This is a genomic window from Geotalea uraniireducens (assembly GCF_027943965.1).
GTDB lineage: Bacteria > Desulfobacterota > Desulfuromonadia > Geobacterales > Geobacteraceae > Geobacter > Geobacter uraniireducens.
The window spans coordinates 1,752,729-1,775,535 of the sequence record NZ_AP027151.1; the positions used below are offsets into that span (position 1 = coordinate 1,752,729).

26 protein-coding genes and 1 pseudogene are annotated in these 22,807 nt (G+C 57.8%); 9 read left to right on the forward strand and 18 right to left on the reverse strand.

The genetic code is table 11. The features are described 5' to 3' along the window. Window positions 1-4: 4 nt before the first annotated feature. The 14 genes from QMN23_RS08240 to QMN23_RS08305 form a co-directional block, all read right to left on the reverse strand. Window positions 5-526, reverse strand: coding sequence for a hypothetical protein (locus QMN23_RS08240; RefSeq protein WP_282003314.1), 522 nt, complete (start codon window positions 524-526; stop codon window positions 5-7). Beyond that, window positions 523-951 carry a hypothetical protein gene (locus tag QMN23_RS08245; protein WP_282003316.1) on the reverse strand — a complete coding sequence of 143 codons (429 nt, stop codon included), beginning with the start codon at window positions 949-951 and terminating at the stop codon, window positions 523-525. Before QMN23_RS08245 ends, QMN23_RS08240 begins: the two co-directional genes overlap by 4 nt. Further along, window positions 948-1,598, reverse strand: coding sequence for a hypothetical protein (locus tag QMN23_RS08250; RefSeq protein ID WP_282003318.1), 651 nt, complete (start codon window positions 1,596-1,598; stop codon window positions 948-950). The genes QMN23_RS08245 and QMN23_RS08250 overlap by 4 nt, the downstream gene beginning before the upstream one ends. 85 nt (window positions 1,599-1,683) lie before the next feature. Continuing rightward, window positions 1,684-3,411 carry a VWA domain-containing protein gene (locus QMN23_RS08255; protein WP_282003319.1) on the reverse strand — a complete coding sequence of 576 codons (1,728 nt, stop codon included), beginning with the start codon at window positions 3,409-3,411 and terminating at the stop codon, window positions 1,684-1,686. Window positions 3,412-3,420: 9 nt separating this feature from the next. Then, the gene (locus tag QMN23_RS08260) at window positions 3,421-4,377 is read right to left on the reverse strand and encodes a DUF3150 domain-containing protein (RefSeq protein ID WP_282003321.1); all 957 of its coding nucleotides are present in this window, start codon (window positions 4,375-4,377) and stop codon (window positions 3,421-3,423) included. A 29-nt stretch (window positions 4,378-4,406) separates the two neighbouring features. Next, entirely contained in the window at window positions 4,407-4,820 is a 414-nt protein-coding gene (locus QMN23_RS08265) for a hypothetical protein (RefSeq protein WP_282003323.1), read from the reverse strand. After that, window positions 4,817-5,758 carry an AAA family ATPase gene (locus tag QMN23_RS08270; protein WP_282003325.1) on the reverse strand — a complete coding sequence of 314 codons (942 nt, stop codon included), beginning with the start codon at window positions 5,756-5,758 and terminating at the stop codon, window positions 4,817-4,819. Before QMN23_RS08270 ends, QMN23_RS08265 begins: the two co-directional genes overlap by 4 nt. A 98-nt stretch (window positions 5,759-5,856) precedes the next feature. Further along, entirely contained in the window at window positions 5,857-6,261 is a 405-nt protein-coding gene (locus QMN23_RS08275) for a TSCPD domain-containing protein (RefSeq protein ID WP_010942802.1), read from the reverse strand. 40 nt (window positions 6,262-6,301) lie between these two features. After that, a complete protein-coding gene (locus tag QMN23_RS08280) occupies window positions 6,302-6,571 on the reverse strand; it encodes a hypothetical protein (RefSeq protein WP_282003332.1) in 270 nt (89 codons plus the stop codon). Next, window positions 6,568-6,771, reverse strand: a complete 204-nt coding sequence (locus QMN23_RS08285) for a hypothetical protein (protein WP_282003334.1) — start codon at window positions 6,769-6,771, stop codon at window positions 6,568-6,570. Before QMN23_RS08285 ends, QMN23_RS08280 begins: the two co-directional genes overlap by 4 nt. 86 nt (window positions 6,772-6,857) lie before the next feature. Continuing rightward, a complete protein-coding gene (locus QMN23_RS08290) occupies window positions 6,858-7,832 on the reverse strand; it encodes a PD-(D/E)XK nuclease family protein (RefSeq protein WP_282003336.1) in 975 nt (324 codons plus the stop codon). A gap of 12 nt (window positions 7,833-7,844) precedes the next feature. Next, window positions 7,845-8,009 (reverse strand): hypothetical protein, encoded by a 165-nt coding sequence (locus QMN23_RS08295; RefSeq protein ID WP_282003337.1) that lies wholly within the window; start codon window positions 8,007-8,009, stop codon window positions 7,845-7,847. A 125-nt stretch (window positions 8,010-8,134) separates the two neighbouring features. Next, complete coding sequence (locus QMN23_RS08300; RefSeq protein WP_282003339.1) at window positions 8,135-9,091, reverse strand: hypothetical protein; 957 nt, start codon at window positions 9,089-9,091, stop codon at window positions 8,135-8,137. Window positions 9,092-9,201: 110 nt separating this feature from the next. Continuing rightward, window positions 9,202-9,621 carry a single-stranded DNA-binding protein gene (locus tag QMN23_RS08305; RefSeq protein ID WP_282003341.1) on the reverse strand — a complete coding sequence of 140 codons (420 nt, stop codon included), beginning with the start codon at window positions 9,619-9,621 and terminating at the stop codon, window positions 9,202-9,204. Window positions 9,622-9,743: 122 nt separating this feature from the next. On the opposite strand from QMN23_RS08305, the gene QMN23_RS08310 reads away from it, so the two are divergent. After that, window positions 9,744-10,103 carry a hypothetical protein gene (locus QMN23_RS08310; RefSeq protein ID WP_282003342.1) on the forward strand — a complete coding sequence of 120 codons (360 nt, stop codon included), beginning with the start codon at window positions 9,744-9,746 and terminating at the stop codon, window positions 10,101-10,103. Window positions 10,104-10,248: 145 nt separating this feature from the next. Here QMN23_RS08310 and QMN23_RS08315 read toward each other — a convergent pair whose 3' ends face one another. Both QMN23_RS08315 and QMN23_RS08320 read right to left on the reverse strand, forming a co-directional pair. Next, on the reverse strand, window positions 10,249-10,899 hold the full coding sequence (locus QMN23_RS08315; protein WP_282003344.1) for a GNAT family N-acetyltransferase: 651 nt from the start codon (window positions 10,897-10,899) through the stop codon (window positions 10,249-10,251). Between the two features lie 24 nt (window positions 10,900-10,923). Next, the gene (locus tag QMN23_RS08320; RefSeq protein ID WP_282003346.1) at window positions 10,924-11,844 is read right to left on the reverse strand and encodes an AraC family transcriptional regulator; all 921 of its coding nucleotides are present in this window, start codon (window positions 11,842-11,844) and stop codon (window positions 10,924-10,926) included. Window positions 11,845-12,028: 184 nt separating this feature from the next. Between QMN23_RS08320 and QMN23_RS08325 the strand changes: the two genes are divergently transcribed. Beyond that, the gene (locus QMN23_RS08325) at window positions 12,029-13,198 is read left to right on the forward strand and encodes an aldo/keto reductase (RefSeq protein ID WP_282003348.1); all 1,170 of its coding nucleotides are present in this window, start codon (window positions 12,029-12,031) and stop codon (window positions 13,196-13,198) included. 130 nt (window positions 13,199-13,328) lie between these two features. Here the strand turns inward: QMN23_RS08325 and QMN23_RS08330 are convergent, their stop codons facing one another. Both QMN23_RS08330 and QMN23_RS08335 read right to left on the reverse strand, forming a co-directional pair. Continuing rightward, entirely contained in the window at window positions 13,329-13,763 is a 435-nt protein-coding gene (locus tag QMN23_RS08330; protein WP_282003350.1) for a hypothetical protein, read from the reverse strand. 36 nt (window positions 13,764-13,799) lie between these two features. After that, complete coding sequence (locus tag QMN23_RS08335) at window positions 13,800-14,006, reverse strand: hypothetical protein (RefSeq protein ID WP_041276954.1); 207 nt, start codon at window positions 14,004-14,006, stop codon at window positions 13,800-13,802. A gap of 158 nt (window positions 14,007-14,164) precedes the next feature. Here QMN23_RS08335 and QMN23_RS08340 point away from each other — a divergent pair, with 158 nt between their 5' ends. The 7 genes and pseudogenes from QMN23_RS08340 to yfdX1 all read left to right on the forward strand — a co-directional run bounded on the left by QMN23_RS08340 (window position 14,165) and on the right by yfdX1 (window position 22,769). Then, entirely contained in the window at window positions 14,165-14,446 is a 282-nt protein-coding gene (locus QMN23_RS08340) for a helix-turn-helix domain-containing protein (RefSeq protein WP_012761384.1), read from the forward strand. Between the two features lie 35 nt (window positions 14,447-14,481). Further along, window positions 14,482-15,051, forward strand: coding sequence for an Hsp20/alpha crystallin family protein (locus tag QMN23_RS08345; protein WP_092193030.1), 570 nt, complete (start codon window positions 14,482-14,484; stop codon window positions 15,049-15,051). 92 nt (window positions 15,052-15,143) lie between these two features. Beyond that, complete coding sequence (gene clpK / locus QMN23_RS08350) at window positions 15,144-17,993, forward strand: heat shock survival AAA family ATPase ClpK (protein ID WP_282003359.1); 2,850 nt, start codon at window positions 15,144-15,146, stop codon at window positions 17,991-17,993. A 16-nt stretch (window positions 17,994-18,009) separates the two neighbouring features. Then, a complete protein-coding gene (cls, locus tag QMN23_RS08355; RefSeq protein ID WP_282003360.1) occupies window positions 18,010-19,440 on the forward strand; it encodes a cardiolipin synthase in 1,431 nt (476 codons plus the stop codon). 27 nt (window positions 19,441-19,467) lie between these two features. Then, window positions 19,468-21,285 carry an ATP-dependent zinc metalloprotease FtsH gene (gene ftsH, locus QMN23_RS08360; RefSeq protein WP_282003361.1) on the forward strand — a complete coding sequence of 606 codons (1,818 nt, stop codon included), beginning with the start codon at window positions 19,468-19,470 and terminating at the stop codon, window positions 21,283-21,285. A gap of 87 nt (window positions 21,286-21,372) precedes the next feature. Continuing rightward, window positions 21,373-21,832, forward strand: a pseudogene (gene hsp20-GI, locus QMN23_RS08365) (small heat shock protein sHSP20-GI). A 22-nt stretch (window positions 21,833-21,854) separates the two neighbouring features. Continuing rightward, a complete protein-coding gene (yfdX1, locus tag QMN23_RS08370) occupies window positions 21,855-22,769 on the forward strand; it encodes a heat resistance protein YfdX1 (protein ID WP_282003363.1) in 915 nt (304 codons plus the stop codon). Window positions 22,770-22,807: the final 38 nt, after the last annotated feature.

The following is a 22,807-nucleotide window of genomic DNA, read 5'->3' on the forward strand; positions in this document are numbered from 1 at the left end:
CCTTTCAGTCACGCAGCCGTTCGTCCCAGCAGCACTCGCCGATGAAGTGGGCGTAGTCGTCCCGCTGGTACAGGATGCGCGTCGAGGCCTGCGAAATCATGTTGCCGCAGCCGACACATTTGACGGCACGCTGGAGTGGGCTGTCCGGGGAGTTCAGCTCCCGGATGAAGGTCTCGTCGCATTCCTGGCAGTCGTACAGCTTCCGGTCGATCCCCAACAGGGTGTCGGTACAGGTGACTTCCAGAAAGCAGCCGCACACCGGGCAGCCGAGCTGGCCGGTATCGCCATGCTCCGCGAGCCGTTCATGGTTGTAGTTGTTGCGGGCGACGCGGAGATTCTCTTCAAAATCGATCTCCATCCGCTCACAGAAGTGCATCAGGTCGGTGAGCAGATCCTTCACGTCGTCTTCGTCGCCATCGAAATCCCGTCCTTCGAGGGTCAGACAGTAGGCCTGCATGACCGTGTCGATCCTGTTGGCACGATCCTCGTTGGTCGGTTCGTCTGTTGTTCGTTCAAGAAGGCTCATGCTGCGACCTCCTCTTCTCCGCACGCTTCCCGTTCATCCAGGACGTCCGGTTCATCGAGCGACTTGATCAGCACCGTGTCGGTTTCCCACCGGACATCGGTGTGCTTGTAGTAGCCCGACCAGAAGAAATCGCTGTCGGTGACGTTCAGAGTGGAACACTCCATCCGCCCCTCAAACTCCTTCATGGCAACCTTGCCGTCGTCCGGCTCGGCATCCCAGTCGGCGGTCCTGAAATCGCAGGCACAGTTGAATTCGCTGATCTTGTAGGCCTTCATCTGCCTCACGACCACCGCCAGCTTCTTGATCCGCTCGATGAGGGCGGCGTCAAGATCGATGACGGCGTAGTCAGCATTCTCGGAAAAGAACTCGCTGTTGTCGTGCATGGGGATGATGAGGCGCTTTACGATATGATTATTTTCAGTCATGACATACCCTCCACCGGACGGCTTACCTTGACCGTGCGAGGGACCATGATGGTTTCCTCGGCAGCCTCGTTGTGCAGAGTGAAGTCGATGAACGTCCTGATTGCGGCATCGACAGTTCTGTCGAAGTCCCAGACGATATCAACCAGTTCCTTGAGGCTTGAGGTGTCCCAGTCATCGTAGTCGCCGGAAGGCTCGCCAATCGATTCACCGGAGGTGTATGCCGTCATAACGGGGTGGGAGTAGTTGCGGCGCGGGTGTTTGCAGACACCGCACAGGTCGTGACCTTCCTCCGCTATCCGGTAGTTTCTCTGGCCGCAGGCGGGACAGTACGACTTGTAGCCGGTGTCCTTCCTGCCGCCACGGTACAGCACCAGGTACCCCCCGCTGCGACCGTTGCGGTGAATCTGGTAGCGGTAGTCGTTGCGGGCGTTGAATCCAGCGATGGTATTGTCGAATTCCACGAACGCATCTTCTACGTCCAGCAGATCCCATGCTCGGTTGCGGGTCTCATTATCGGGAAACTGAATGCGGTGGAGTTTGATGTTGCGGGAGAATGATGTCCCCCTGTTCCAGCTGGACATGGTGTCGTAGCGCTGGTGGGTTGCGAGAAACGCAATCATCTCCTTACGTGATCTAGGTTTTGCCATTGATGTCCTCCTTATCTCGTGGAGAAGGCGGATATCCCCCAGATGGGGAATATCCGCATCCCCGACGGGTTGGCAGTTGTGAGTGTTATGCGACCAGTTTTTCCCGCAACAGTTCCAGCAGCGCCGGGGTGAACTGGTCGAGGCTCTTGATGATCCGGTAGTTGTCGGGTAGGTACTGTTTGATGCTGCTGTCCTGAATACCTATCCCGATCACCTCGATTCCCGACTCCCTCATGCGATTGATAGCGGCTTGAGTGACAGGGCTATCGCCGGTGTCGCCATCGGAGAAGGCGATACAGATCTTGCGTGTCTCCCGGCGCAGACAGAGTTCTCCCCATGCCCACCAAAGAGCATGGCCGAGCCTGGTGCCGCCGGAACCGGTAATGTTGAATCTGCTGTGATCAGGCTTTTCCCCGAAACCGACCATGGGGAAGACGCAGTTGTCATGACCCTTGAAGGTGGCAATCGCCGTACGGACGCCGGGGATGGAATAGAGGGCCTCCGCCGCCACGAAACAGGCGCGGGATGCGATGCCCATCTTGTTAAGGACGGTAGTGTTGCCCATGCTTCCGGAACTATCCAGAAGCATGCAGACAGCCGTATTGACCGCCCGTTTTTCCTCTTTCCTGGTAAATACCCTGGTGTCGCAGACACGAAGTCGTGTCAGTACACGGGAATCCAGTCGGTGCCCGACGCTGACCGGGGTGGATCGTTTCTGTTTCGATGCTTGGACAAGCCCCTGAAGCCGGGCCCGCAAAGCTGCCGTGTGGACACGAAGCGCTGAAAGATCATCGTATCCGCCGGTATGATTCAGTGAATGGGCTGTTGGCAGTCGTGGTGCTGCTGCGGCTGTCCCGTTGAATGAACTTTCGGTAGCATTCTGGCAGAGCAGTTCGGCCAGTTTTTCTCCCACGTTCCCGAAGGAGCCGACACTCTTGCCGGACAAAGCTTCCGCTAATGCCTGGCGGACAGATTCCTGGGATGGTGAATCAGACGCCCCGGATTGTCCCCGAGAAGAGTGTCCGGATGATTTATCCTGTCCGGAGCCGGCAGGCTGTGAGGAGATTTGCTGCTTATCCCTGTTCTGTACCTGTTGACTACCGTTACTGCCAGTTCCATTCTGTTGCCGGGAATGATCACTGCCTGTCCCGTCGTTTTTATCTCCGTGATTGCCGGATTGACTTTGGGAAGGCCGGGGTTGCCCGTTTTTCGGTTGTTGGTGTGCAGAGTCGCGGATGAGCTTCATCAGTTCATCCCGGAGCGCCGCTGCTTCTCGGGTCGATGTAAGTGCCCCGACCCGATCCAATAGCAACAACGCCTGATCGAAGTTTCTCCCCAGAGCCTGCCGGACCAATGGTTCGGCTCTGTCCCTGGTTTGCCGCAACGAGTCATGACCAAGTACTGCCATGTAGATCACGGCCATGATCCAGGCGAGGATGCTTTGGGATGGATGGGACGGGTCTGGTCTGAATACGCCTTCCTGTTCAACCAGAAGACGGGTCAGCTCGCGGAGATTGGCGATACAGCCGGGATATTCCTGGCCGATTGCCTGCTCGATCCTCACATCTTCCAGGATGTTGAGCAGATCCCCCGCGAAATCGTTCGTGAGACGAACGGAAAAATCGGTGTACCGGACATGCGCCGCTTCATGATCGATATAGCCATGGGCAAGCGCTTCGGCATGGGGGCCTGACACGACCGGGATAGTGATTTCCTTCCCGCTGGTGCAGGCAACCTGTCCGGCAATGGTTACAGTGACATCGTATTTCCGGCCAAGGACTTTGGCGATCAGGGCAAGAGGTCGTGTTTTCATGGCGACTCCTTACCAGAACCAGACAGCCGGCGCTTCAATCTGCTGTACCGGCTGCGGCATGATCGTTACGGTCTTTGGTGGAAGATGTGCAGATAGTGCCGGTTCGACTTCAGGTTCGGGGAGCGGTTGCAGCATTTCTTCCCGTTCCTCGGTCGTGATGAAACCGGCAATGTCGGACAGCTCGCACAATACTCCGACCAGCCCCATCAGGGTTGCTCCGGTGACCGGACCGGATCTGGGTACGGTGGCGAGCGCTGCATGTACGTTGGCAACGAGGCCACTGATCTTGTCAGGGCCAACGAAGCTGAGGCTGGAGAGTTTGTCGAGGATCGCCTTGAGGGGGCGCAATGCCTTCCGAGTAACGGAAGTGCGGCCTCGGTACGATTCTTCCCAGGTTGATTTTGCCAGGGCGCCGATTTCATGGATCAGTTGATCCGCAAGGCCGCCAACCTGACGTTCCAGCGGTTGTACCGCAGAAGCAGTTACTCCGGGGGCTTCCACCTTGAAAGCGGTGAAGCCGCAGGAGAGCCGTTCTGCGACACGATTGGCAGGTTCAACAGCGCGGGCGACGATTTCGGACCACTCACCGGCTTCGGCGAGCCAGTCCTTGAGGTTGTCGTCGTATGCCGACAGGAAATTCGTCTTTGCCGTGGCAAAGCTCTGTTCGACCTGTTCCATCTTCTCCATCAGGGGAGCCAGTTTTTCCTCTGGAATGGCGTAGCCACCAAGGAATCTGACTCCTACCTCTTCGCAGGCGCGTTCAGCCTGGCGCTTCAGGGTGGCGAACACCTTGAGGGCATCAGGATCAAAAATGCGCTTTGACCCGAGAGAGGCGAGTTTGTCGGGTGGCAGATTCGCACCCTTCAAATCTTCCGGCCGGAGTTTCTTCTTGCCGGACCAGACGGAGAAGCTGAGATGAACCAGGACCAGGCCCTGGAGTACTTTGCTGATGGTTGTGTTGTTCATGATGTCTCCTTTCGTGGGACTGTAATTGATTACCAGAACCAAGACTTCGGCCCGTTACCGCCGATTGCCGGTGCGGGAGCCTCTGGTTCCGGCTCTTTTGGTTGTGTGGTAGCAGGTGCGGTTGGCGCCGCAGAAGGTTTCGGCATCAGGTTGTTCCAGACGCCGGGAGTGATGCCGTCGGCGTACTGATACCCGTCGCCCTGAACCTGTTCCGTTTCTTTCTTGTGCATGAGGCGGATGGCGGTCTGATAATCACGGAGGTTCTCACCACCCTTCAGAATGCCGAGGCGCATGGATGCGCCACGACGCCCGTATCCGTACAGGACGTCATAGCCGCCGTCGTTACGTTCGAATACTGCCAAGTGATAGACTTTGTCATGATTCCTGACCAGATCCTGCAGGTGCAGATCCACGGATGATTTGAGTGCCCGGTATCTGCTCATGGCGACCTCCTGTCCCCGAAGTGCCGCTGCAATACTGCGTGCAGGGCGGTTCGGGTATCGGGTTCAGCCCGGAAGCCGAGTGCCCGGTCGAAGGCCTTGGTCAGTGTTTCGCCGTTGGACATGCCCTGACTTGCCGCGGCCCGTCCCTGGAAGGCGGTGATACGTGCCCACCGGGTCAGGGTGCGGGTCGAGAGAGTGACTTCCGTCTCCCCTTTGACAAACAGGGCTCTGATTTCGTTAGCGATGGCCACCATTCGGTCTCTGATGTCGCTGCCGACAGATGGCGCCACTTCGGTCAGGATTTTCTTTTCGATGTCCTGGTCGGGATAACCGACCTCGATCATGTAGAAGCGGTCGAGAAAAGCCAGGTTTTGCCGCATTATCCCCTGGTAGAGGCCTGTAGCGTCACCTGCTCCATTAGAGTTGGCGGTGGCGATGAATCGGAAGTCCGGGTGGGCCGTTACCACTTCTCCCGTTTCCGGAATGGTGATGGGGCGGCCTTCGGCAATGCCGTTCAGCCCCGCAGCAGTTGAAGGATCGAGCAGATCGATTTCATCGATCAGGAACCAGCCACCTTCCTTCATGGCAATAATGAGCGGCCCGTGCACGAAATCCATCCCGCCGCCGGCATTGAGCCGATAGCCGCCGATCAGTTCCGGTGTTTCCAGCCGGGAGTGGGCGACGACATTCCAAAGGGGGATATTGAGCCGGGCTGCTACCTCGATGATGACGGAGGATTTGCCGCAGCCGGTGGGGCCGGTGAGGTAGAGAGAGTGTTCGCCGAGGAGATACCAGGTGAACAGATCCGACAGGGTTGACTGCCGGAAGATGTACTGGATATCCTGTTGGGGAACCGCCGGATGTCCCGGTGTTCTCCCCTTGATGGTGACGGATTTGGGCGCGTCGATATTGAACGTGCTTCTGATTTCGTAGTTCATGTCTGCCTCCTGTGCAGTGTGTGGTAACCGGACAGGGAGACAGACTCCCCCACAGGGATGTCGTGCTCTCCCTGCCAGGTGTCGATGGGTAGTTTGTATTAGTTGAATTCGTGGGCGCTTACGGCATTTGCCTCTGCAAGAGCCGCTTCCTCAATCAGGTCATTCAGGTCTCGCCCGGTATCAAGATGTACAAGTACCAGACGGATTGATTCGGCAACGCAGTTGAGACAGGTATTACTCCCCAGATGACAGCCGATACCACTCAATGCTTTGACGGCATCGGTTGCTTCCAGTCCCGAACGGAGACCGTACGAGACCAGGCGGGCAATGCCGTCAGCCATGGCGGAACCGCACCCTCCGGCTTTGCCGAAGCGCACGAATATTTCCATGGGAACAGCGGTGCCCGGGGAGAGTGTTACCGTGGTGTAGATCTTGCCGCATGACGACCGGCGTTCAATGGTGAAACCGGTAACAGCCTTGGGCCGTGGAATCTTTGGGCTCATAATGGCCTCCTTGTTCTGGCAGTGTGCTGCTGTGTGATTGCTATGCTGCAGGAGGGACTTTCCAGGCAGTGATGATCCTGGGTGAACCGTTGACCAGACGGGCAACGACAAGTACTCCCTTGTACCTGAACTTGAGCGGCTTCTCGTTGAGGAGCGGTAGAAGGTGACGGACACCCTCGACAGCTTCCAGCGGAATGTCGCGCTCCAGGAAGCGGTTTGCCCCATGCAGTGACAGGTTGACCTCTTCCATGGCGACAGCAGGAAGATGTATTTCATCTCCCGAGCAGAATATGTTGACCGATCCATTCATCCTCGCACCTCCTCCCAGCCCTTTGGATAAACCTGGGGTTCCGGTGGAGCAGCAGCGGCAAACATGAACACGAAGAGCATTGCAGCTATGAGGATCAGCGACGCTATGGTCTGAAGTGCCTCCTTCAGATCTTCGTATCTGTTCTCGCGGGTGAAGGACTTGAGGTCAGGCGGTAACGTACCGGTACGATAGATTTTCATCGGTAATCTCCTTTCGCTGAGGGCAGACACGCCTCCATGAATGGAGATTTCCCATGGGGAGCGTGATGCCCCCTGGTGGGGTTGATTCAGGCCGCTTGTGCTACGGGCGGCATGAATGGTTTGATTTCAAGTTTTACGAAACCGGCTTTCGGTTTCGTGACTTGGTCATAGATGTCAGGATAGTTTCTCTTGAGCTTGCAGCTGTCGATCATTACCGACTCCGCCACTGAGGTGACGTTGATCAGTATCCCGTCCGAAGCCCCTTTGAACGTGCCATCCGCAAAGGTGAGGATGTCGTTTTTCAGGACGTCCAGCCGGGTTTCGAGAGCCTTCTTCTGCTCATTCAGCTCCAGATACTTCCTGCCGGCATCAAGTATTTCCCGGGGGAGATCCAGGGCGACGGCATGGGTAGGACAGCCGGTGCGAAACGGACAGTAACCGCAGAGAATTCCTGGTTCGGTTCGAGGGGCACACTCTCCTCGCGCTGCCGCAAGGATATGTTTTCCCTTTTCCACAAGTTGATCGAATACCAGTCTGTTGGGTGTATAGCTGTTGAACTCATGGTACGTTCCCGCGTTGAGGTCAACCACCAGGATCGAACCGCCGATTTCCACTGTTGGATCGAGGGTGAGTTGCAGCAGGCCCATCTGGACATGTAGCTGATCCACCCATGATGAGTAGGGTTCGTCGGGGATGCCGTCGGTTGACTTCATTTCCACGATATGCAGCCGTTTTGTCTGCCGGTTCGCGTAGAACAGGAAGTCGATATGACACCTGATCTCAGGGATGTCCGGATGCCGCACTTCGACTTCTTCTTCGAAGAGAGCGCCACCGGTCCTGAAAAAATCGGCATACATGGCTTGCGCAGCGTGACCACGAGAAAAACGAAGGAGCGTCTTGATGTCATGACCGGTCGGGTTTTGTTTGCTGAGTGCCGCTTTACGCGGGCAGCCGGCAATATCGGAAGCTCCGACATATCCCGTTCGGTCACCTAGATGCGATGATTGTTTCTGTTGGTGGGTCGGAATAGCGCGGCCCAGAAATGCGGCGAGTTTGCTCATGGCTGTCTCCTTTCAGATCAGAAACGGCAGGGTCCCGACTGCGGTAAGCAGGGAACCGAAAATGACGCCGGCAATGATCCTGGTGACATTGATACTGATCCGGCACTCCGTTACAGGTGCATAGACCGGTACCTGACAGCCTTTGATGGTTACGTGCTTGATGATGTGGGTAGTCATTTTCTTGTCTCCTTGTCTGTGGGTTTGTACCCGGCAGAGGAGACAAGACACCCCCGGTAGGGAGAAAGTCGTTGTCTCCCTGCTGAGGTGAGTTGTGAGTGATGTTCAATCCGGAACGTCAGGTATTACCGGTACTGCCAGCATTTGCCCTTGCCGTCCCATTTGAAGCCATGGTCTTTCAGCCATTGACGAGCTGAAGTGTCGTTGTAGTCAGGGAAGGCGGAGATCTCCGATTCATCTGCGGAGAGTTCCATTCTGATCCCTTTGGCCGTCAGATACCCGATGATCTCGGAAGTCGAAACTGGTTCGGCTTCGTGAGATGATGGGGCGCTGTCAGTTCGGTGAGTCTGCGAAGTCCCGGAGGTTGCGCTGGTACTGCCGGCACTGTTTCCTCCGTTGTGTTCCGTCTGTCCATAAAGGTCAGGATCTTCCTCGATGTCCTGGGTGAAGATGTCCGAGGCTGCGGTTGAGGTAAGTACAGCATCCACCAAGCCGCGCTTCTTGGCCATTTTCAGGCATGTGTTGTAAAAGTCGGCAGGATTGTCGTGTTCGACCTTTTCTCCCTGCCTGGCAATCTTCCAGTTGCCGCTGTCATCCTTTTTTGCGCTGAAGCCGCGTCCACCGATGATCTCCTGCGCCTTTGCCGGGTTCTCCTTGCGAAGATCCCAGTATTCCTTCGGCACCGGTTTGTTCGTCAGTTCAACTGGCCCGACACGGAAGCGATACTTGCTTTCCATGGTCGAGCAGGAACCGACACCGGTACCGAGACGCTGGCCTGCTGGTGAGTAGAGCGTCACCTTGATGCGATACTCACGATGGCCAAGATGCAGGTCGATGGTTTCCACTTCCACGTCGTTTGCCAGCCTGAAGGTCAGCATGAGCTTTTCGGCGCCCGGTTTGAGAAGAACGGCTTTGTCTCCGCAACCTGGAATGGTGCCGTAGTGCTCGCCTGATTTCATGACGTCACGCATGACGTACTGGATCAGGTTTACCTGGGCCTTCAGTTCGCTGATGTTGACGGCGTGGTGAGTGAGGGATGATGCGGTGGGGCTGATGGGAATGATTTGAGCTGGTGCGTTCATCTGTCTGTCTCCTTTTCTGTGGTTTGTGTCTGACAGGGGAGACAGACCAATCCCTTTGGGGATTTGGTAATGGCTCCCCATAGGACTGTTGAGTTGTGGTTGCTGGTTACCTAGAACGGATCATTGTCATCGGGCGGAATCTCCTCGTGTGCCTGGTCGCTTGTTGGCTGTTCATCACTTCCGTCGGGAATGCTGCCCGTCTTGCCGCCCAGCATGAGAAGCTTGTCGCCGATGATCTCGGTTGTGTACCGATCTTTACCGTCCCGATCTTGCCATTTACGGGTCTTGAGTTTGCCGTCGAGGTAGACACTCTTTCCTTTGGACAGGTACTCGCCAGCTACTTCAGCGAGACGTGCATAGAGGACGATGTTGTGCCACTCGGTGCGGGTCTCCCATTCGCCACTTTTGTTCTTTACCTTCTCACTGGTCGCGAGTGAAAAATTTGCGACAGCGGTGCCTCCTGGTGTGTACCTAATCTCAGGATCACGACCCAGGTTGCCGATGAGTTCCACACGATTCAGACTTGCCATACTGCCTCCTTGTTGGTTTTCCCGAAGCAAGGAGACATTTGTCCGTCCCGGTGGGGAGAGAACAGAGTGTCTCCCAATCGGGATGTGGTGAAAGTATCCGCCGCTTACAAGGCTTGTCGCGGATGTCGAGCAACAAAAAACCCACTCCAGCTATGCCGGAACGGGTCATTATTTTTGCGGTATTATGTGTGCTCCAGAAACTGGACGCACTACTGCTTGGATTTACGTCGTTTTACCCAAACGACTGCTCGGTTGGCAAACATGCCTCCGAATCTCATCCGGACAGGGGCAACAGCAGCCTGATCTATCCGGGGATTTCATCCCTGCCGGGGCGATTCTTCCTCGGGCTTTCCGAAGAAGTTTGTCCGGAAGCGCTATGGCTTGCGGAGTCTCTTTCTCTGAAAGAGTCTAAAATATACGAGTTTAATAGCAGACAGCAACTTCATGTGTCAATAGCAAAACGTATATGTAACTTGCTGTAAATACGCTGAAACATTCTGAAGCAAATACCTCGTTGATTCGCAGGCAGGGTGTTCCAACGAAGAACATAATTCATCCTACGTTCCCGCCATTTCTGATCAACACTGTCAGCAGATAGTTTATCGACTACTTAAGCAGGACTATCAATCAAGTCAGCTCTTTGCTCCAGAATTTCATGGGATGGTCCCGTTTGCCACCATTGGTCTCACGCCACGTGAAGTGGGTGGTTACCCCTGGGATCCGGACAAAACCGGTGCGGGCAAGGAATCTTGTGATGGGGATGTAGTCATTCGGGCGCAAGGGGTGATCATCGGGACGTTCAACCGTGGCACAAGTGAGCGTGCGGTAGCGGCCTAGAGAACGGATGTGGCTTTCCAGTCGTACAAGCAGCTTCTGGCCCAGTCCACAATTGCGGTAGACCAGGCGAAAGAGCAGTTCCCCAACGTAATATGCCTCGTTGAGCGGAAATGCTGTCCCAGAAAAGGCGTCAAGCATATGGGCGTCTTCATGGACAAGAGGCATGCCTGCAATCGCCCCGATAACCGCATGTCCTTCATGTGCGAGAATGACGCAGGCATCGGGTGCCTCGGCATAGGTACCCAGGTATTTAAGCTCATCTTCTCTGCGCCCTTGATACAGATAGGGATACTCCCGGAAAATTTCAAGTCGGAGCGTCGCCACATCGTCCAGAACATCCGCAATGGCAGTCTTGGTCAGGAATTGCTCGGTAATTTCCTTAATCCCTTTCATATCGAGCATCTCAGCCGTTTCCCAAATGTTTAAATTCAGTGATTCCACACTTTCCAATGCGGAAGTTGTTGTCTATTCCGCAGCGGATATCTGGCGGAGTTTCGTAATGTCCCGCAGTGGCGGCGCGCCGAACAGGCGGTTATACTCGCGACTAAACTGAGTTGGGCTCTCATAGCCTACTTGGAACGCTGCGTTTGCGGCATCCATACGTTCTGCGAGCATGAGACGTCTGGCCTCTTGCAAGCGCAACTGCTTCTGAAATTGAAGTGGACTGAGTGCGGTCATTGACCGGAAGTGGTTATGAAATGATGTGGGACTCATGTTCACCTGCTCTGCGAGGTCGTCTATACTAAATGGTTGTGTGAAGTTATTCTGCAACCACTCAATAGCACGCCTTATTTGCTGACTCTTACTCCCAACTGATGCTATCTGGCGCAAACGCTCACCTTGATCCCCCACCAGTAATCGGTAGATGATTTCTCGCTTGATGATCGTAGCAAGCATCGGGATGTCCTGTTTTTCAGCTAGGACTTCAATCAACCTTTGAAAGGCGTTAAGCAACGGCTGCGTCACCTCGCCAGTCGCCATACCACGGCTTGTCTGTTTCGTACGCGGTGGGGGCAGATTACTGTCCGCCATCAGTTGTGAAATTTCCTTCAGATCAAGTTTAAATCTGAGCGCCAGAAAAGGTTTCTCCGTACTTGCTTCAATAACCTGTACGATCGTTGGCAGATGCACGGATGTGATCAAATAATTGTGCGCGTCATACACATAGGTGTCATCTCCAAGAATGACTCGTTTAGCTCCTTGCACAGCCAAACAAACGCTGGGTTCATATGTGACGCTGATTGGTCCGGTAGGCCCATCCATTCGGAAAAGTGATAAGTCATGAATTGGGGTTGGGTCCTGATCGCCATTTTGGGTGCATCGGGCAATGCTCTTTGTTAGCGGATCAAGCGCAATCTCTATTCCATCATTAGTAAAATCCTGCATAAATTCCTCATTTAGCATACATTGATTATATTTTGATTCTAACTAACCCATTTGCTCGTTACAACTGTATTCTAGTAATTTTGCATTTTTAGGCAATAAGTTAGTAGTATTGGGCTACCTCCTGCAGATACTTCGGAGATAAGATGAAATCATCATGGTGGCAGAATAGATCAAGGAAGGATTTATGGAAAAGAATAACCAGATAACTGGATTGCTCGCTCAAAATCCCCAAGGACTGACTCGCCGAGACTTTTTGGTTACTACTGCACTTGTCGGGGCAGGATTGGCCGTCGGGCCACTGTTGGGAGTCGCATCAGCGGAGAAAATTGAGAATCGGTCCGGCAACGGACTCCATAAAGGCGGAAATACAATGAAAACTCGAAGGCTCGGAAAATTGGAAGTCTCGGCAATAGGTGCAGGGTGCATGAGTATCAGCGCCAACTACGGCCCACCCGCAGACAGAAAGCAAGGAATTAAGGTCATTCGCACAGCCTATGAAAAGGGGGTCACGTTCTTTGATACCGCCGAAGTTTACGGCCCCTATACGAACGAAGGCCTTGTCGGGGAAGCTCTCGCGCCTTTTCGCGACAAAGTCGTTGTCGCAACCAAATTTGGATTTGATCTTGTAGCGGGTGGACTTAATAGCAGGCCAGAACATATTAGGAAAGTGGTAGAGGAGTCACTAAAGCGGCTTAAGACTGACCGCATTGATCTCTACTACCAACACAGGGTAGATCCAAAGGTGCCAATTGAAGATGTGGCTGGTGTGATCAAGGATCTCATCAAGCAGGGAAAGGTTTTGCATTTCGGTCTCTCCGAAGCGAGTGCGAAGACAATCCGCCGAGCGCATTCTGTTCATCCGGTATCAGCAGTTCAGACTGAATACTCGCTTATGGAAAGAGATCCAGAACGCAACGGTGTACTTAAAACGTGTGATGAGCTGGGTATTGGCTTTGTTCCTTGGGGGCCGGTTGGAATGGGTTATTTGACCGGGAAAATTGATTCTCGTACGAAGTTGGACCCGAAAACAGACCTTCGCTCCGGGTTTGATCGTTTTACTCCTGTAAACATAAAGGCAAATATGCCGATTGTTGATTTTCTAAAAATATTTGCTGAGAAGAAGAATGCGACGCCTGCACAGATATCTCTTGCATGGCTATTGGCGCAGAAACCATGGATTGTTCCAATCCCAGGGACACGTAACATGGATCATCTGAACGAGAATTTGGGAGCAATCAATGTTCAACTAACGCCTGCGGATTTACGTGAGATCGAAACTGCACTCTCTAAGATCAAAGTGTACGGTGGCCGTATGGGCGAAATATACATGCGTGATGTTGACCAGTCAAAGTGATCAGTTGTTGTACCGGGTAAAGAGGAATTTGAAGTAGGATGAAATTGAAAGGGCGCCCGTTTCGGCGCCCTTTGCTTTTTATATTGGTATTTTGGTTTCTGTTGATATGAGTTGCACCAACCGTTCTCCGCTACGATTGCATCAGCATCCGCTCCTCAGCATGGTCAACGCGCCACTCCTTGCTTCGGTCATCGGTCAGGATCACGGTGAAAACGGACCTACCAATCGAAGCAGAACGGCCGTCTTCAGAATAGTCATCAATCCCGAAGTGGGCAGAGAGAGACGCCGTAACCACAGCGCCAGGTGGTGCCAGTTGCCCGGCGTTTCGGAGGAGTGTTCTCTGACACATACTGGCAAGAGTCCGGTTCCTCTCAATGTCGAATTCCGATGGTTCGATTCGCAGTTCCAGGAGGTCAATTGCCACCACCAGCAACTGGTGCTGATACGCCAGCCAGGCATAATGCTGGGCCGAACAGGCAAACATATGAGCGATGCCGCTGGCGAAGCTCTTGATATGCTTGCGGCCCAATTTTTTCTGCTCGAATGGTGCATCTGCCGTTACCATTGATCAATCCTCGCGCTTTGACTCAACCAGACAGGTTCACTCCGGCTGCCAGGCGCAATCTGCCCAGTGCGCTTCGTAGCGTTTCACAAAGTCTTTCATCTCCCGGATGTTGGCGGCAGGTTCGCGGCAAGCCCGGGCGCAGGTGGAAACAACATCCCGGTAGAACCGAACGGCCACGCCCGATGACGATGCAATAACAAAAGTCCCGATCAACCCGCTGCCGTCGTCACCGGATCGGGCCATCCCGGCCATCGCCCTTGAAGATTGGAGTCACATCCATCGGCCAGCAGGTCGCTGGATGTTGATTCTTGACTTTCGGCATGTTAGGCCTAATATTATGCAAAGTCTTGCAAGAATTTCCTCGAGCGAGGCCGCGTGACGTCGGAACTTGTGGGGGTGGTATGACAGCGCGCCAGCAGGCGATCTTCACACTCGACGAGTTGGCTGCCTACTTGAAAGTCGGCAAGCGGACGCTTTACCGGCTCGCCTCGCACGGGGAGATTCCGGCCTTCAAGGTCGGCGGGACGTGGCGGTTTCGTCAAAGTGAAATCGATCGATGGATCAATGATCAGATCCAAGCAGGCAGAAAGAAGGAGGTGATACGCACAGATGAGCAGCCAAAGTCAGCGGAACACTCCGTGTCGTCTGGGCGCGCTGTCCGTCGCCGCAGGCAAACGGAGTGAGCGAGAGTCTTCAATTTTTCTTCTGGAGGTGTGACATGGACATTGATTTCAAGAAATTGGCTCCCTGGAACTGGTTCAAGAAGGAGCAGGAAGAACAACAGAGCACTGCCTCGCTGCCGGTGCAGCGCAATGACCTGCCGGTGGCGGGTGGGCCCGTCAGTCCCATCCTGCAATTGCATCGCGAGATCGACCGCCTCTTTGACGATGCATTTCGAGGCTTCGGCTTTCCGGCGCTGGCCATGCCGCGATGGCCGTCGGACTGGCCGGGCCTGCTGAAGCCGGCACTTGACATCCAGGAAACCGACAAGCTGTATAAGATTTCTTTGGAGGTTCCCGGCGTCGAGGAAAAGGACATCCAGATCACGCTCGACAACGACGTGCTGCTGGTGCGCGGTGAAAAGCGTCAGGAGCAGGAAACGAAAGACGGCGGTTTCCACCGGGTGGAGCGCTCCTACGGCAGCTTTCAGCGCGCTCTGAACCTGCCGGCCGATGCCAACCAGGACACGATCAAGGCCGCTTTCAAGAACGGCGTGCTCACGATCACGATGGAAAAGCGCGAGGCCAGCGCGCCCAAGCAGGGCCGCTCGATCCCGATCAACGGCTGACGCTGGTCGGCTCGCTTTTCTCAAAACCACAAAAGGATGAGACGCCGTGATCGGCGGCGTCTCATCAAATCAATCTTTACAGGAGCATCAGCATGGCCAGAAAACAATGCCAGGTCTGCGGCCAGCCCGCCACGGTGCGGGTGGAAGCCAATCTCAATGGTCGACACAGCACCATGCTGTTGTGTGACGATCACTATCGCCAACTGGTGCGCCAGCAAAAGCGCACCGTCTCACCGCTGGAAGCCTTGTTCGGCTCGCGCAGCGGGCTGTTCGAAGACTTCCTTGGCAGCGACTTCTTCCGCATCGGTGACGACGCACCGTCCATGGCGGCCGATACCGACGAGGTCGTCGATGCCTCGTTCGGCGAACCCGCCCCGGCCGGTACGGGCACCGCGCGCCGTCGCGGCAGTGGGCTCGCCAGCCGTATCAGCGAACAGTCCGAGGCCCTGTTGCAGGAAGCCGCCCGACACGCTGCAGAGTTCGGGCGCGCCGAAGTCGATACCGAACACCTGCTGCTGGCGCTATCCGACAGCGACGTGGTCAAGACCATCCTGGGGCAGTTCAAGATCAAGGTCGATGACCTCAAGCGACAGATCGAATCCGAAGCCAAGCGCGGCGACAAGCCATTCGAGGGCGAGATCGGCGTGTCGCCCCGCGTGAAGGATGCGCTCAGCCGTGCTTTCGTGGCCTCAAACGAACTCGGCCACTCCTATGTTGGCCCGGAGCATTTCCTGATCGGGCTCGCCGAGGAAGGCGAAGGTCTGGCCGCCAACCTGCTACGCCGCTACGGGCTCACGCCGCAGGCGCTGCGCCAACAGGTCAGCAAGGTGGTCGGCAAAGGGGCCGAGGATGGCCGCGCCGAGACGCCGACCAATACGCCCGAGCTGGATAAATACTCGCGCGACCTCACCAAGATGGCGCGCGAGGGCAAACTCGATCCAGTCATCGGCCGTGCGCAGGAGATCGAGACCACCATCGAGGTGCTGGCCCGGCGCAAGAAAAACAACCCGGTGTTGATCGGTGAGCCCGGCGTCGGCAAGACCGCCATTGTCGAAGGACTGGCGCAGCGGATGGTCGCTGGCGAAGTGCCCGAGACGCTGCGCGACAAGCGCCTGGTGGAACTCAACATCAATGCCATGGTGGCCGGCGCCAAGTACCGCGGCGAGTTCGAGGAGCGCGTGCAGAAGGTGCTCAAGGAAGTGACCGAGCACCAGGGTGAGCTGATTCTCTTCATCGACGAGGTGCACACCATCGTCGGTGCAGGCCAGGGTGGCGGCGAAGGCGGGCTGGACGTGGCCAACGTGTTCAAGCCGATGATGGCGCGCGGCGAGCTGAACCTGATCGGCGCCACCACGCTCAACGAGTATCAGAAGTACATCGAGAAGGACGCCGCGCTGGAGCGTCGCTTCCAGCCGGTGATGGTGCCCGAGCCGACGGTAGCGCAGACCATGATGATCCTGCGCGGCCTGCGCGACACCTTCGAGGCGCACCACAAGGTCAGCATCACCGAGGATGCGATCATCGCCGCCGCCGAGTTGTCGGACCGCTACATCACCGCGCGCTTTTTGCCTGACAAGGCCATCGACCTGCTCGACCAGGCAGCCGCACGCGTGAAGCTGTCGGCCACGGCGCGCCCGGTGGCGGTGCAAGAGCTGGAGTCCGAACTGCATCAGTTGCGGCGTGAGCAGGACTATGTGGCTTCGCGCAAGCAGTACGACAAGGCCGCCAAGCTCGGCAAGCGCATCGAGGCCAAAGAGGCCGAACTAAAGAAGCTCGTCGAGGATTGGGAGCGCGAGCGCGCCTCGGGCAGCGCCGAGGTCAAGGCAGAGCACGTGGCGCAGATCGTCTCGCGGCTGACCGGCATCCCGGTCAACGAGCTGACGGTGGAAGAACGCGAGAAGCTGCTGCATCTGGAGCAGCGGCTGCATGAGCGCCTGGTGGGACAGGACGAAGCAGTACGTGCCGTGGCCGATGCCGTGCGGCTGTCGCGCGCGGGCCTGCGCGAAGGCAGCAAGCCAGTGGCCACCTTCCTGTTCCTCGGGCCGACGGGTGTGGGCAAGACCGAACTCGCCAAGGCACTGGCCGAGTCCATCTATGGCGATGAGGGCGCGCTGCTGCGCATCGACATGTCCGAGTACGGTGAACGCCATACCGTGGCACGCCTGGTGGGCGCGCCTCCGGGCTATGTGGGCTATGACGAGGGGGGGCAGCTCACCGAGAAAGTGCGGCGCAAACCCTACAGCGTGTTGTTGCTCGATGAGATCGAAAAAGCGCACCCCGACGTCTACAACATCCTGCTGCAGGTGTTCGACGACGGGCGGCTCACCGATGGCAAGGGCCGGGTGGTGGATTTCACCAATACCATCATCATCGCCACCTCGAACTTGGGCTCGGACATCATCCAGCGTCGGCTGAAGGCCCGTGGCGCCGCCGGCGAGGAATACGAGAAGACCAAGTCCGAGGTGATGGACGTGCTGCGCGGGCATTTCCGCCCCGAGTTCCTCAACCGCATCGATGAAATCATCGTCTTCCATGCGCTAGGCAAGGAGGAGATCCGCCATATCGTCGGCCTGCAGCTCGATCGCGTGGCGCGCAACGCCGCCAGCCAGGGCGTGACGCTGGCCTTCGATCAGACCTTGATCGATCACTTCGCGGAGGAAGGCTACAAGCCCGAGTTCGGCGCGCGTGAGCTCAAGCGGCTGATCCGCAGCGAGCTGGAAACCGCTCTGGCGCGCGAGATGCTGGGTGGCGGTATCGGCAAGGCCGATCACGCCAGCGCCCGCTGGGATGACAAGGCCGAACGGGTGGTCTTCGAGCGCCAGGAGCCACCCGCGAAGCCGGCCGAGCCTGAGAAGCCCGATGCCGCGAACGCGGCCGAGACGCCGCCTAGCGACGCGAGCAAGCCTGCGCGCAAGAAGAAGTCAGCGGGCGGCGAATCTTGATTGATGGGAGGCTGTCGTGTCCGACCCTAACGGGCTGACATGGGCAGCCACCCTCGTGTCGCTGGCGGTCGCCATCCCCACAGCGGGGCACGCGGTCATCTACAAGCGTGACCCGCGATCGGCCACGCTGTGGGTACTGCTGATCGCCTTGTTGCCGCTGGGCGGTTCGCTGCTGTATGGGCTGTTCGGCATCAACCGTTACGAGCGGCGGGCGCGGCGGCTGTTTCCGGGGGCAGATCCTGCTGTTCGGCAGGACCTCGCGCCTACGATGCCCCAGGCCGTATCGGCGCCGTTTGCCGGCCTGGCGCACCTGGTGGGACGTGCCACCGGCCAGTCGCTGACCAGCGGCAACCGCATCGAGCCGCTCGTCGATGGCGAGCAGGCCTACCCAGCCATGCTCGCTGCCATCGAGTCGGCGCGGCACAGCGTCGCGCTGGCTTCGTACATCTTCGACAGCCAAGGCATCGGGGCGCAGTTCGTCGATGCGCTGCGCCGGGCTCATGAGCGCGGCGTGCAAGTGCGGGTGCTGATCGACGACGTCTATGCCCGCTGGAGGCCCCGCAGCGCCTACCGCGCCTTGCAACGCGCCGGCGTTCCGGCGGCGACGTTCAACCCGACGTTGATTCCCGCGCGCCTGCATGCCGCGCATCTGCGCAATCACCGCAAGCTGCTGGTGATCGATGGCAAGACGGGTTTCACCGGCGGCATGAACATCTTCAGCCCGTATTGGCGGCCCGATGCGCCGGAGCAGGCCTGTCACGATTTGCACTTTCGTCTGCGCGGGCCAGTGGTTGCGCATCTGATGCGGTGCTTCACCGACGATTGGTGCGATACCACGGGCGAGCGGCTCAACGAGGGTTTCTGGGGCGAACCGCCCGCAACGGCTGATGAGCAAGGAACCTCTTGGGCGCGCGGCATCGAGGCCGGTCCCGATGAGACCCTGGACCGGCTGCGCTGGACCTTCATGGGCGCTTTGAGCGCCGCGAAGCATTCGGTGCGCATCTGGACACCGTATTTCGTCCCCGATCAGCCGATGATCGCGGCGCTGAGTACGGCTGCGTTGCGCGGCGTGCGTATCGACGTGCTGACGCCCGCAAACGGCGACCATCCCACGGTGCAATGGGCCGCACGCGCCCACTACTGGCAGGTGCTGGAGCACGGTGTGCGCATCTTCGAACGGCCGGGCCCGTTCGACCACAGCAAGCTGATGCTGGTAGACGGAGCGTGGTGCTGCCTGGGTTCGGCCAATTGGGATGCGCGCAGTTTGCGCCTCAACTTCGAGTTCAATGTGGAGGTGTACGACACCGCGTTGTCTACGCGGCTGTCATCCCTTTTTGATGCCGCCCGTGATGCATCGAACGAGATATCGGCCATGGCGTTGCGCGCCTGCCCGCTGGCCATCCGCTTGCGCGACGGGGTGGCCCGTCTGTTCACCCCCATTCTCTAGCGGCACGGCTTGCGAGGAACATTGCCGATGGAAAAGAAAGATCAATGGAACATTGGCTACTGGATCGTCGCCGGCCTGTTGCTGCTGACGCTGCAGAACTACTGGCAGGCGGCCAAGACCGTCGAGCCCGTGCCCTACAGCGAATTCGAGAAGGCGCTGGCCGAGGGGCGCGTCGCCGAAGTGCTGGTGTCGGACCGCACGGTCACCGGGCGCCTGAAATCGCCGGACAGCCGGGGCAAGACCACCATCGTGGCCACTCGCGTCGAACCCGACCTGGCCGAGCGGCTGTCCAAGTACGACGTGCCTTACGCGCGGGTGGTGGAAAGCACCTGGCTACGTGATGTGCTCTCCTGGATTCTGCCGGCGGTGGCCTTCTTCGGCGTCTGGTTCTTCCTGTTCCGCCGCTTCGCCGAGAAGCAGGGCATGGGCGGCTTCCTGAGCATCGGCAAGAGCCGTGCCAAGGTATTCATGGAGAAGAACACGGGCGTCACCTTCGCCGATGTCGCTGGTGTCGATGAGGCCAAGGCCGAGCTGGTCGAAATCGTCGACTTCCTGAAGAACCCGCAGGATTACGGCCGCCTCGGCGCGCGCATCCCGAAAGGTGTGTTGCTGGTTGGCCCGCCCGGCACGGGCAAGACCCTGCTGGCCAAGGCCGTGGCGGGCGAGGCCGGGGTACCGTTCTTCTCTATCTCCGGCTCGGAGTTCGTCGAGATGTTTGTCGGCGTGGGCGCGGCGCGGGTGCGCGACCTGTTCGAGCAGGCGCGCGGGCAGGCGCCGGCCATCATCTTCATCGATGAACTCGACGCGCTGGGCCGTGCACGCGGCGTCGGCGGGCCCATCGGCGGCCACGACGAGCGTGAGCAGACGCTCAACCAGCTGCTCACCGAGATGGACGGCTTCGACAGCTCGGTGGGGCTGATCATCCTCGCCGCCACCAACCGCCCCGAAATCCTCGACCAGGCGCTGCTGCGCGCCGGCCGCTTCGACCGCCAGGTGCTGGTGGACCGGCCCGACAAGAAGGGACGGCTGGACATCCTGAAAGTCCACGTCAAGAAGGTGACGCTGGCTCAGGATATCGATCTCGAACAGGTGGCTGCGCTGACCACGGGCTTTTCGGGTGCAGACCTCGCGAACCTGGTCAACGAGGCCGCGCTGGCCGCGACCCGGCGCAAAGCGTCCGCCGTGGAGTTGCAGGATTTCACCGCCGCCATCGAGCGCATCGTGGCGGGCCTGGAGAAGAAGAACCGAGTGCTCAATCCCAAGGAGCGGGAAACCGTGGCCTATCACGAGATGGGCCATGCGCTGGTGGCGCTGGCGCTACCAGGCACAGACCCGGTACACAAGATATCGATCATTCCGCGCGGCATCGGCGCACTGGGCTACACGCTGCAACGCCCCACCGAGGACCGGTTCCTGATGACGCGTACCGATCTCGAGCACAAGATCGCCGTACTGTTGGGCGGGCGCGCCGCAGAGAAGTTGGTGTTTGGCGAACTGTCGACCGGTGCCGCAGACGATCTGGCGCGGGCCACCGACATCGCGCGCGACATGATCACCCGCTTTGGCATGGACGAGGGGCTCGGCTACATCGCGTTTGAGGCGCAGCGGCCACGCTTTCTCGATACACCGGAACTGGCCCAAGGCGGCTGCCGGGTGGCCGAATCGACCCAGGCGCGCATCGATCAGGCCATCCGCGACATCGTGATGGGCGTGTTCGAGCGCGCCTACCGGATCCTCGACACCAACCGCGCGGTGCTGGAGCGTTGTGCGCGCGAACTGCTGGTGCGGGAAACGCTCGACGAAAGCGATATCCGTCAATTGACTCAAGGACTTGTTCGGAACTGAAAACAGTAGTAGGTGCCATTCAGAGTAAGCCGGCGGCTCTGTTCGGTGCGTCATCCAATTCGCCGGCATTGTTCAAGGAGAACCGATATGTCTGCATTGACTCCGTGGGACCCCTTCCGGGAACTGGATGAATTGCAAAACCGCCTGGCGACGATGTTGGGACGGCCCCCCCCAGCGACAGGGCGCCCGTACTGGCAACGAAGCCATGACCACGGCGGACTGGGAACCAATGGTGGACATCAGCGAGGATGAGAACGTATTCCTCCTCAAGCTGGATCTGCCGGAGGTCCCCAAGGATGCCGTGCGCGTCAGCGCGGAAAACGGCGTGCTCACCATCAGCGGCGAGCGCAAACTGGAAAAAGAGGAGCAGGGCAAGAAGTTCCACCGCATCGAACGTGCGTATGGCCGCTTTGTGCGCAGCTTTGTCTTGCCTGACAACGTTGATCCGACCAAGGTGACGGCCTCGATGAAAGACGGCGTGCTGGAAGTGCGGCTTGTCAAGGCCGAGCAAGCCAAACCGAAACAGATTGAAATCTCAGTCAACTAACTTTAACTAGGAGCCCAAGATCATGAATATCAAACAGCCCCAATTAACCTTCTCCGCACTTGCCCTGGCGGTCGTCGTCGGACTGAGCGGACCGGCTCTGGCCCAATCGGCGGCAGGTTCTAGCCCAGGTGCTGCAGCACCCTCTGCCGCATCCAAGGCGGCGCAGCCACAGGTAGATGACAAGGCCGCCCGGGAAGCCGAAAAAAAGCGTGCTGAGCTCACTCAGGACGCCATCACGGCGCTCACCAAGACCCAGGAGGCTTTGACACTTCTTGATGCAAAGAAGACCAAGGAGGCGCTCGCTGCGCTGGAACTGGCCAGCGGAAAGCTGGAACTGGTATTGGCACGCGACGCCAAACTTGCTTTGGCGCCGGTCAATGTACGCGTCATCACCCGCGATATCCACGCCAACGTGGAAACGGTGAAGAAAGCGGTCAAGTTGTCTCGGGAGTTGTTGGGTGATGGCGAGGTGCAAAAGGCCCGGCCCATCGTCGCCAATCTGGCCAGCGAAATCGTGATCGAAACCGACAACCTGCCGATGGCAACGTACCCGGCAGCGATCAAGTCGGCCGCACGGCTCATCGACAGCGGCAAGATCGACGATGCCAAGGCGGAACTCGCCCGAGCACTGAACACGCTGGTGGTGACCTCGGTCGCCTTTCCTCTGCCCGTGCTACGGGCTGAAGCCGCGATGGCAAAAGCTGAAAAGCTGGCCGAGACCGGCAAGCGCAATGCCAAACAGAGCAAGGAGCTCAGCGCCCTGCTGGCCTACGTGCGCACGGAAATCGAGCTGGCGCAAGCCCTAGGCTATGGCAAGAAAGCGGACTTCAAGCCCATCTTCGATCAGGTGAAGGCTATCGAGCAGAAATCCGCCGGAGGAAAAAGCGGCAAGGGATGGTTCGACGAGTTGAAGACGCGCATCCAAAAGCTGTTTTGAGGTGATGAAGGGGCTGACTGCTCTGTCGGTCAGTCTCG

What these genes read in the sequence shown, in the direction of transcription:
- QMN23_RS08240 (WP_282003314.1), bottom strand. Translation starts at nt 526, where the DNA reads ATGAGCCTTCTTGAACGAACAACAGACGAACCGACCAACGAGGATCGT.
- QMN23_RS08245 (WP_282003316.1), bottom strand. Translation starts at nt 951, where the DNA reads ATGACTGAAAATAATCATATCGTAAAGCGCCTCATCATCCCCATGCAC.
- QMN23_RS08250 (WP_282003318.1), bottom strand. Translation starts at nt 1,598, where the DNA reads ATGGCAAAACCTAGATCACGTAAGGAGATGATTGCGTTTCTCGCAACC.
- QMN23_RS08255 (WP_282003319.1), bottom strand. Translation starts at nt 3,411, where the DNA reads ATGAAAACACGACCTCTTGCCCTGATCGCCAAAGTCCTTGGCCGGAAA.
- QMN23_RS08260 (WP_282003321.1), bottom strand. Translation starts at nt 4,377, where the DNA reads ATGAACAACACAACCATCAGCAAAGTACTCCAGGGCCTGGTCCTGGTT.
- QMN23_RS08265 (WP_282003323.1), bottom strand. Translation starts at nt 4,820, where the DNA reads ATGAGCAGATACCGGGCACTCAAATCATCCGTGGATCTGCACCTGCAG.
- QMN23_RS08270 (WP_282003325.1), bottom strand. Translation starts at nt 5,758, where the DNA reads ATGAACTACGAAATCAGAAGCACGTTCAATATCGACGCGCCCAAATCC.
- QMN23_RS08275 (WP_010942802.1), bottom strand. Translation starts at nt 6,261, where the DNA reads ATGAGCCCAAAGATTCCACGGCCCAAGGCTGTTACCGGTTTCACCATT.
- QMN23_RS08280 (WP_282003332.1), bottom strand. Translation starts at nt 6,571, where the DNA reads ATGAATGGATCGGTCAACATATTCTGCTCGGGAGATGAAATACATCTT.
- QMN23_RS08285 (WP_282003334.1), bottom strand. Translation starts at nt 6,771, where the DNA reads ATGAAAATCTATCGTACCGGTACGTTACCGCCTGACCTCAAGTCCTTC.
- QMN23_RS08290 (WP_282003336.1), bottom strand. Translation starts at nt 7,832, where the DNA reads ATGAGCAAACTCGCCGCATTTCTGGGCCGCGCTATTCCGACCCACCAA.
- QMN23_RS08295 (WP_282003337.1), bottom strand. Translation starts at nt 8,009, where the DNA reads ATGACTACCCACATCATCAAGCACGTAACCATCAAAGGCTGTCAGGTA.
- QMN23_RS08300 (WP_282003339.1), bottom strand. Translation starts at nt 9,091, where the DNA reads ATGAACGCACCAGCTCAAATCATTCCCATCAGCCCCACCGCATCATCC.
- QMN23_RS08305 (WP_282003341.1), bottom strand. Translation starts at nt 9,621, where the DNA reads ATGGCAAGTCTGAATCGTGTGGAACTCATCGGCAACCTGGGTCGTGAT.
- QMN23_RS08310 (WP_282003342.1), top strand. Translation starts at nt 9,744, where the DNA reads ATGTCGAGCAACAAAAAACCCACTCCAGCTATGCCGGAACGGGTCATT.
- QMN23_RS08320 (WP_282003346.1), bottom strand. Translation starts at nt 11,844, where the DNA reads ATGCAGGATTTTACTAATGATGGAATAGAGATTGCGCTTGATCCGCTA.
- QMN23_RS08325 (WP_282003348.1), top strand. Translation starts at nt 12,029, where the DNA reads ATGGAAAAGAATAACCAGATAACTGGATTGCTCGCTCAAAATCCCCAA.
- QMN23_RS08330 (WP_282003350.1), bottom strand. Translation starts at nt 13,763, where the DNA reads ATGGTAACGGCAGATGCACCATTCGAGCAGAAAAAATTGGGCCGCAAG.
- QMN23_RS08335 (WP_041276954.1), bottom strand. Translation starts at nt 14,006, where the DNA reads ATGGCCCGATCCGGTGACGACGGCAGCGGGTTGATCGGGACTTTTGTT.
- QMN23_RS08340 (WP_012761384.1), top strand. Translation starts at nt 14,165, where the DNA reads ATGACAGCGCGCCAGCAGGCGATCTTCACACTCGACGAGTTGGCTGCC.
- QMN23_RS08345 (WP_092193030.1), top strand. Translation starts at nt 14,482, where the DNA reads ATGGACATTGATTTCAAGAAATTGGCTCCCTGGAACTGGTTCAAGAAG.
- clpK (WP_282003359.1), top strand. Translation starts at nt 15,144, where the DNA reads ATGGCCAGAAAACAATGCCAGGTCTGCGGCCAGCCCGCCACGGTGCGG.
- ftsH (WP_282003361.1), top strand. Translation starts at nt 19,468, where the DNA reads ATGGAAAAGAAAGATCAATGGAACATTGGCTACTGGATCGTCGCCGGC.
- yfdX1 (WP_282003363.1), top strand. Translation starts at nt 21,855, where the DNA reads ATGAATATCAAACAGCCCCAATTAACCTTCTCCGCACTTGCCCTGGCG.